Source organism: Sporosarcina sp. Y1009, from assembly GCF_057669865.1.
In genome coordinates this window covers 37,125-44,226 of the sequence record NZ_JBYHFO010000025.1, presented here as the reverse complement: position 1 = coordinate 44,226, position 7,102 = coordinate 37,125, and the positions used below count along the sequence as shown (strand labels likewise).

At 38.7% G+C, this 7,102-nt stretch carries 7 protein-coding genes and 1 other annotated feature; of the genes, 5 read left to right on the top strand and 2 right to left on the bottom strand.

Features of this window, described 5'->3' with window-relative positions; genetic code table 11:
• Positions 1 to 379: 379 nt before the first annotated feature.
• Positions 380 to 622, bottom strand: coding sequence for a hypothetical protein (locus AC25Y1_RS18635; protein ID WP_488149511.1), 243 nt, complete (start codon positions 620 to 622; stop codon positions 380 to 382).
• A gap of 199 nt (positions 623 to 821) precedes the next feature.
• On the opposite strand from AC25Y1_RS18635, the gene AC25Y1_RS18630 reads away from it, so the two are divergent.
• On the top strand, positions 822 to 1,508 hold the full coding sequence (locus AC25Y1_RS18630; RefSeq protein WP_488149510.1) for a hypothetical protein: 687 nt from the start codon (positions 822 to 824) through the stop codon (positions 1,506 to 1,508).
• Here the strand turns inward: AC25Y1_RS18630 and AC25Y1_RS18625 are convergent.
• The gene (locus tag AC25Y1_RS18625; protein ID WP_488149509.1) at positions 1,476 to 1,667 is read right to left on the bottom strand and encodes a hypothetical protein; all 192 of its coding nucleotides are present in this window, start codon (positions 1,665 to 1,667) and stop codon (positions 1,476 to 1,478) included. The two genes, AC25Y1_RS18630 and AC25Y1_RS18625, sit on opposite strands and share 33 nt — an antisense overlap.
• 67 nt (positions 1,668 to 1,734) lie before the next feature.
• Positions 1,735 to 1,965, top strand: a binding site (T-box leader).
• 63 nt (positions 1,966 to 2,028) lie between these two features.
• Between AC25Y1_RS18625 and AC25Y1_RS18620 the strand changes: the two genes are divergently transcribed.
• The 4 genes from AC25Y1_RS18620 (at position 2,029) to AC25Y1_RS18605 (ending at position 6,892) form a co-directional block, all read left to right on the top strand.
• Positions 2,029 to 4,674: a valine--tRNA ligase gene (locus AC25Y1_RS18620; RefSeq protein ID WP_488149508.1), complete on the top strand. Its 2,646-nt coding sequence runs from the start codon at positions 2,029 to 2,031 to the stop codon at positions 4,672 to 4,674.
• A 229-nt stretch (positions 4,675 to 4,903) separates the two neighbouring features.
• Positions 4,904 to 5,290 (top strand): type IV pilus modification PilV family protein, encoded by a 387-nt coding sequence (locus AC25Y1_RS18615; protein ID WP_488149507.1) that lies wholly within the window; start codon positions 4,904 to 4,906, stop codon positions 5,288 to 5,290.
• Complete coding sequence (locus AC25Y1_RS18610; RefSeq protein ID WP_488149506.1) at positions 5,287 to 5,715, top strand: PilW family protein; 429 nt, start codon at positions 5,287 to 5,289, stop codon at positions 5,713 to 5,715. Before AC25Y1_RS18615 ends, AC25Y1_RS18610 begins: the two co-directional genes overlap by 4 nt.
• A 13-nt stretch (positions 5,716 to 5,728) precedes the next feature.
• The gene (locus tag AC25Y1_RS18605; protein ID WP_488149505.1) at positions 5,729 to 6,892 is read left to right on the top strand and encodes a hypothetical protein; all 1,164 of its coding nucleotides are present in this window, start codon (positions 5,729 to 5,731) and stop codon (positions 6,890 to 6,892) included.
• Positions 6,893 to 7,102 lie beyond the last annotated feature (210 nt).

The following is a 7,102-nucleotide window of genomic DNA, read 5'->3' as shown; positions in this document are numbered from 1 at the left end:
AGAACCTTAAGTTGACGCGTATGGTCGCCGCCCTGCACTCCAATCAACTGTAGATTTCATTATATTATGAGTGAAACCATAATTGCTTACTAAAAAATTAGTGTTATTCAGTTACCCGTAGTTCCTATCTAAAAAGAAAAGTAGATAAGTACCTATAAAGAGGAAAGTTGCTGTTGCGGTTATGATGTACATTATTATCTCCGACTTCGTAAGTTTTCTTTCCCGCTTTGTTTTCTTGAGTAGTCTTAGATATGCATAACCACAATACACCAATACGATTGCAGATAGTTCTTGTATATCTTCCAATAAAGTAAGCACGATAACTTCTCCTTTTAAAGTAGCGGTAATGTTACAAGATATGTCGGTGGCTTTAGAAAGATTATATTAAAGGCAGTTCCTTCCCACCGGCCGAACTAGGAAACGTTCCCATCAAACCTGGAAACGTATCACTCAAACTAGGAAACGTTCCCATCAAACCTGGCAACGTGTCGCTCGAACTAGGAAACGTTCCCATCAAACCTGGAAACGTGTCGCTCGAACTAGGTAACGTTATCATCAAACCTGGCAACGTATCGCTCAAACTAGGTAACGTTATCATCAAACCTGGAAACGTATCACTCAAACTAGGTAACGTTATCATCAAACCTGGCAACGTATTGCACAAACTAGGAAACACTACCGCAAAACAAAGAAACGTTTCCTTCAAAAAAGGAAACGCACCCACTTACCAGTTTAATAAAGAGAACTTCCTCTTCAAAACTTCTTCTAACAACTAATCACCACGCATACAATTGTTTGTGAGGGAATAGGAGGAGAAAAATATGAAAACTGTACAATGGCAAATGAAAGAGGACTTTGTATTTCCGAGAACAACGGGAACGCCGATGGGGACAGAATCGGTTAAGGTGACGCCTAGATTTAAAATTGATCGATCTAATGATTCGGTCCGAATGACTGGTATTTACCATCTAGCAGTAGATGTTCAATTTGACTTAGAGGTTCCTGCATCAGAGCGGAAAGAATCTGCTATTTTAATTGATGATGTAGAACTTAACGGGGATGTAGGTTATTTTGAATATGCGGTTCCGTTTAATATTGATCTGCCACCTGAGGCGAATGATCCTTTAAACATTACAGCGGCGAATGCGCTATGTGAAACAGAAGGACAAGGTGAAATTTCAGTGATATGGGAAGTGCAATGTTCGTATAGGGAAATGGTAGTTGTGCAAGAAGATAGTACGAAACCGGAACAAGTTGAAAGCACAGTAGAAGAAGCAATAAAAACGGGAAATGCTGCAAAAGTACAGGGAAATGAAGCACCCAAAACAGAAGAGGTTGCCGAAGTAGCTGAGAATGAACCTGCTACCGAACACGCAGTCAAATACGAAAATGTCTCAATTGCTTACGAGGAATCTGATGAAATATTGGCGTTCATGACAGAGCTAGATGATGGTATTTCAACAACTCTCTTCACTTCAAATAATGTCCCGGTACAAAGCGAAAGCTAATCCAACGAGAATAACTAAAAGTAAAAAATCACCGGTGGTAGGAACAATCAACATGCGTATTAATTGAAAAACAGTAATGGGAATGATGATCGTTTTGCAATAAAATCTTGTTTTTCGCAGCCAGGGTGGCAATAGATATGGATTATAGCCTTTTCTCATCTCACAATCCTTTCTTGATTTACTTGACGTACACAATAGATTTCCTATATAATCAACTCAACTGCATAGAGATGCGTTGAACGGGAAGAGTACGTGACATTATTTTCTAAAGAGAGGGTGCCAATGGTGAGAGGCCCCGTAAAGAATTCACTGAACGTCCCCCGGGAGCAGTTTTCATGAACAGGAGCATTCCTCATTAGTGAAAACCGGTTTGAAGCCGTTATACAATTTTGAGGTGTACATTTTTTTGCTGTGCACAAATAAAGGTGGTACCGCGAACAACTCCTTCGTCCTTTTTTTAGACGAATGGAGTTTTTTTGTTCCAAAAAATAGTTTTCTTTTATCAAAGGAGGAATTATCCATGTCAACTGACGATTTATCAATGCCAACAAAATACGAACCACAGACAATTGAAAATGGCCGATACAAATGGTGGCTTGAAGGAAAATACTTTGAAGCTCAACCTAAAAGTGGAAAAGAACCGTATACAATCGTGATTCCGCCGCCGAACGTAACAGGCGTACTCCATTTAGGCCATGCTTGGGATACAACCCTGCAAGATATTTTAACGCGCATGAAACGGATGCAAGGATACGATGCGTTATGGCTTCCAGGAATGGACCATGCAGGGATCGCGACACAAGCTCGTGTTGAAGCGCGCCTCCGTACTGAAGGGAAATCCCGTTATGACTTGGGACGCGAAAAGTTCATTGAAGAAACATGGAATTGGAAAGAAGAATACGCTTCTCATATCCGTGAGCAATGGGCTAAACTCGGACTGGGTCTGGATTACACACGTGAGCGTTTTACGTTAGATAAAGGCCTATCTGAAGCGGTCCAAGAAGTCTTTATTAAACTATACAATAAAGGCTTAATTTACCGCGGTGAATATATTATTAACTGGGACCCAAAAACGAAAACGGCTTTATCCGACATTGAAGTGATCCATCAGGATGTGCAGGGTGCATTCTATCATATGCGTTACCCATTAACAGATGGCACGGGCAGCATTGAAATTGCGACAACGCGTCCTGAAACAATGCTCGGTGATACGGCGGTTGCGGTTCATCCTGAAGATGAGCGCTACAAACATTTAATCGGTAAGAAAGTTACACTTCCAATCGTTGGTCGTGAAATTGAAATTATCGCCGATGATTATGTGGACATGGAATTCGGAAGCGGTGCAGTTAAAATCACACCTGCACACGATCCAAATGACTTTGAAATTGGGAACCGTCATAATTTAGAACGCGTTCTTGTGATGAATGAAGACGGAACGATGAATGATCTCGCTGGTAAATACAACGGAATGGACCGTTTTGACTGTCGTAAACAAATCGTCAAAGATCTCCAAGAAATGGGCGTTCTTTTTGAAATTGAAGAACATCTTCACTCGGTCGGTCATTCTGAACGAAGTGGCGCAGTAGTTGAACCTTATCTATCAACACAATGGTTTGTTAAAATGCAACCACTTGCTGACGCTTCAATTGACCTTCAAAAAGGCGACGGAAAAGTAAACTTCGTCCCAAGTCGATTTGAAAATACGTACTTAAGATGGATGGAAAATGTCCATGATTGGTGTATTTCTCGACAACTCTGGTGGGGCCACCGAATTCCAGCTTGGTATCATAAAGAAACTGGTGAAGTACATGTTGGAAGTGTTGCGCCATCCGACAGTGAAAACTGGAAACAAGATGAAGACGTTTTAGATACTTGGTTCTCATCAGCATTATGGCCTTTTTCAACATTAGGTTGGCCGGACGTAGATAATGAGGAATTTAAACGATATTACCCGACAGATGCACTTATTACAGGTTATGATATTATTTTCTTCTGGGTGTCACGCATGATTTTCCAAGGTCTTGAGTTTACAGAAGAACGTCCATTTAAAGATGTGCTAATTCATGGTTTAGTACGTGATGCTGAAGGTCGAAAAATGTCTAAATCACTAGATAACGGTGTCGATCCAATGGAAGTTATCGAAAAATACGGTGCCGATGCACTTAGATATACACTTTCAACAGGCGCATCACCAGGGCAGGATATCAAATTCTCGATTGAAAAAGTTGAATCCAACTGGAACTTCGCCAATAAAATTTGGAACGCATCTCGTTTCGCGCTTATGAATATGGACGGAATGACATATGACGAAATCGATCTATCCGGCGAAAAATCTGTTGCAGACACTTGGATCTTAACGCGTTTGAATGAAACCATCGAACAAGTAACAAATCTTGCCGATAAATATGAGTTCGGTGAAGTCGGCCGTGCACTCTACACATTCATCTGGGATGATTTCTGTGATTGGTACATCGAAATGGCGAAGTTGCCATTGTACGGGGAAGACGAGGCAGCGAAAAAGACGACGCGTTCAGTACTTGCGTATGTTCTTGATAATACAATGCGTCTTCTACACCCATTCATGCCATTCATTACAGAAGAGATCTGGCAGAACCTTCCACACGAAGGCGAATCAATTACAATCGCAGCATGGCCAACAGTAGATGAATCCCTGTCCAATAAAGAGCGTGCATCTGAAATGAAATTGCTCATGGACATCATTAAATCTGTTCGAAATATCCGTGCAGAAGTAAACACACCAATGAGTAAAGAAGTTCCGCTCTATATCTCAACAAGAGATGATCAAACAGCCGAGATTTTCGAAACGAATCGAAAATACATTGAACGTTTCTGTAATCCAAAACCATTAACAATTGGTAAAGGAATCGAAGCACCAGGCAAAACAATGTCAGCCGTTATTACAGGCGCAGAATTGTTCTTACCACTTGAAGGCTTGTTGAATATTGACGAAGAATTAGCGCGTTTAGCGAAAGAGCTAAAGAAATGGCAAAGTGAAGTGAAGCTCGTTCAAGGTAAACTTGCGAATGAACGATTTGTTTCAAATGCACCTGAAGCAGTTGTTGCTGAGGAACGTGCGAAAGAAAAAGATTACCTTGAGAAATATGCGACTGTTGAGAAGCGTATGAAGGAATTGGAAGAAATTTAAAAATAGTAAGAAGCAGACCCCCGCAATTTACTTTGACGGGGGTTTAAATTTTCGGAATTTATTGAGTCAATATTCGGCATAAATAAACACAGTTATGTCTGTATTGACATCCGAGTTATGTTATATGGTAATATAGATGTATATTATACTGCGAAACTTAAGAATAAATAATATAAATAGGTATAGAGTAGTAGTTTTTGATAATAGATTGTGATTGGGGTGAACGGCTTTGAAAAGATATACTAAGAATGATAAAGGCTTGACGCTTGTCGAAATTCTCGCAGCAGTTGTGATTCTATCCATTGTACTCGTTACCTTCACAAATCTCTTTCTTCAGTCAGCCAAGCATACAAAATTCAATAACGAGAAACTGACAGCCGTTCAAGTTGCGGAAGATGTAGTCGCCAAAGTAAGGGCGAACGAGTATAGAGGAAAAAGTGTGGGTGAAGAATTTTCGGAGATTGGCTATGATGGTTACGAGGTATCTATTAAAATTGGAGATGGCCCATCAGGTGTGAACTTACATAAAGCTATAATTACAGTTAACTCCACACTCGAGACTGGAACTAAAAAGTCGTCATTTGTTACAGAAATGTATTATGAGGATTCGCCATGAGAAATGAACGTGGAATTACACTCGTCGAACTACTTGCAGTACTTGCTATCGTCGGCATAATCATCACCTTAGTCACTTCAGTTTTTATTAATGGAAAAAAAGCTTCTGATCGAACTGTCACAAATCAAACACTTCAACAAGAAGCGAATTATATTTTGGAGACGATAAGGAATGAGTACTTACTACTTGATGATGCAACCATAAAATTGGAAACGAGTCCTAACAAACTTGAAATGAATGATATTGTTATTTCTGAAGGGTATCATTATGAGGTAATTGAAGAAATTATAAACGAAGATGAAGTAAAAACTATAATTGTAAATGAAATTATAATTGATCGAAATGAATCTACGCCAATTAAATTAAAGCTCACTAAAGATAATCTTTCTTATACGATCGACACGACTTTAAGTAAGCTACGATAATGGGGGAATGAAAGTGAAGCTTAGGCGAAATGAAAACGGCAATGCATTATTGATAGTTTTAATGGTCGTAGTCGTCTTCACGATTCTTGGTGTGAGTCTACTCTCCATGAACGCATCCGCAACGAAACAGTTTGATAAGAAAGAAGAACAAGTACAGGCACGACATCAGGCGGAGATGGGGATTTTGCATTACAAGGCAGAAGTAGAGGAAATGTTAGTGGTACATAACGAAGAACTTATTAAAATTAAGGATAAGTCTACAAAAAGAGAAGATATAGAGAAAAGCCTGAATACTGAGAATCAGGAATTTTGTTCTAGCTTAGCTGAAAAACAAACAACGAGTAACAAGCCGACATTTGAGGGTTCTAATAGCTACACAGTTAACCTTAGTGAGAAAACGGGTGTAGCAATAGACTTAGGTTGTATTTATGATGAAGACAGTAAAATAATTCAACTTACCGTCAATAGCGTTGGAAAATCCGGAATTTCTGGTGAGGCTGAAATCAATGCAAATCTTATGATAACATTACCTGAATCAAATTTCACAGTGATAGTTGAAGAAGATAAGGGAATCGGAAGTGGCAATGGTGAAGGTGGTTTGCCACCATCACGTCCAATTGGTAGCAAAGAAATAAACATTTGGCCATGTCCGGATCAAAAATGTGATAAAAAAGAAGAGAAAGTAATTAATGATTTTGTTAATGTAAATGTAATAGACTCACAAAAAGGTAACATAACTGTAAAGAATCACTTGAAAGCGAATAATGTTAATGTTGGTAATGGTAAAGGTCTAATGTTAACGGTTGCAGGCGATTTTTATGTTAAAGATACTATGAATTCGGGAACGCACAGTTGTTTTGCAATACAAGGAAACTTTACAGTTATTAATGAACTCCACACTAAAAATGAAACAAATATTTTTGTCTATGGAGATGCCTATTTGCCACCTATTATTACTAAGAAAGGCGGTCATGGGGAGATATTTGTATTAGGTGATGTATACCAAAATGGAGTTAAGAAAGATCCGAAAGGATATCGAAGTTTTAATCCTGAATACACTAAATTTAAAGGGTGTACTTTACCTGGACCTAGAAATCAAGGAAATGGTTCTGAAAGTTATTATCAAATTCATACATGGGATTTAAGAGAACAAATTGAAGCGACGTATGTAAGATAAAAGCGCAGCGGTTATGGTCAACATAAAAAGAATTTAAAATGAATGAAACTATTTCAAGAAAGTTATTTGATAGTATTTGAACACAGTATTGGGTACCTGTGTCAAAAACTATTCTGGCAATACGCTATAATTGTATAAGTATTCATTAAATCTGATAGTAAGTCTATAAGACGTGTATTAATTTACAAGTGTTTGAATTATCGTGAATGT

Bases quoted from the DNA above. Each gene is read 5' to 3' on its own strand.
- AC25Y1_RS18610 (WP_488149506.1), top strand. From the start codon at position 5,287: ATGAGAAATGAACGTGGAATTACACTCGTCGAACTACTTGCAGTACTT.
- AC25Y1_RS18630 (WP_488149510.1), top strand. From the start codon at position 822: ATGAAAACTGTACAATGGCAAATGAAAGAGGACTTTGTATTTCCGAGA.
- AC25Y1_RS18620 (WP_488149508.1), top strand. From the start codon at position 2,029: ATGTCAACTGACGATTTATCAATGCCAACAAAATACGAACCACAGACA.
- AC25Y1_RS18625 (WP_488149509.1), bottom strand. From the start codon at position 1,667: ATGAGAAAAGGCTATAATCCATATCTATTGCCACCCTGGCTGCGAAAA.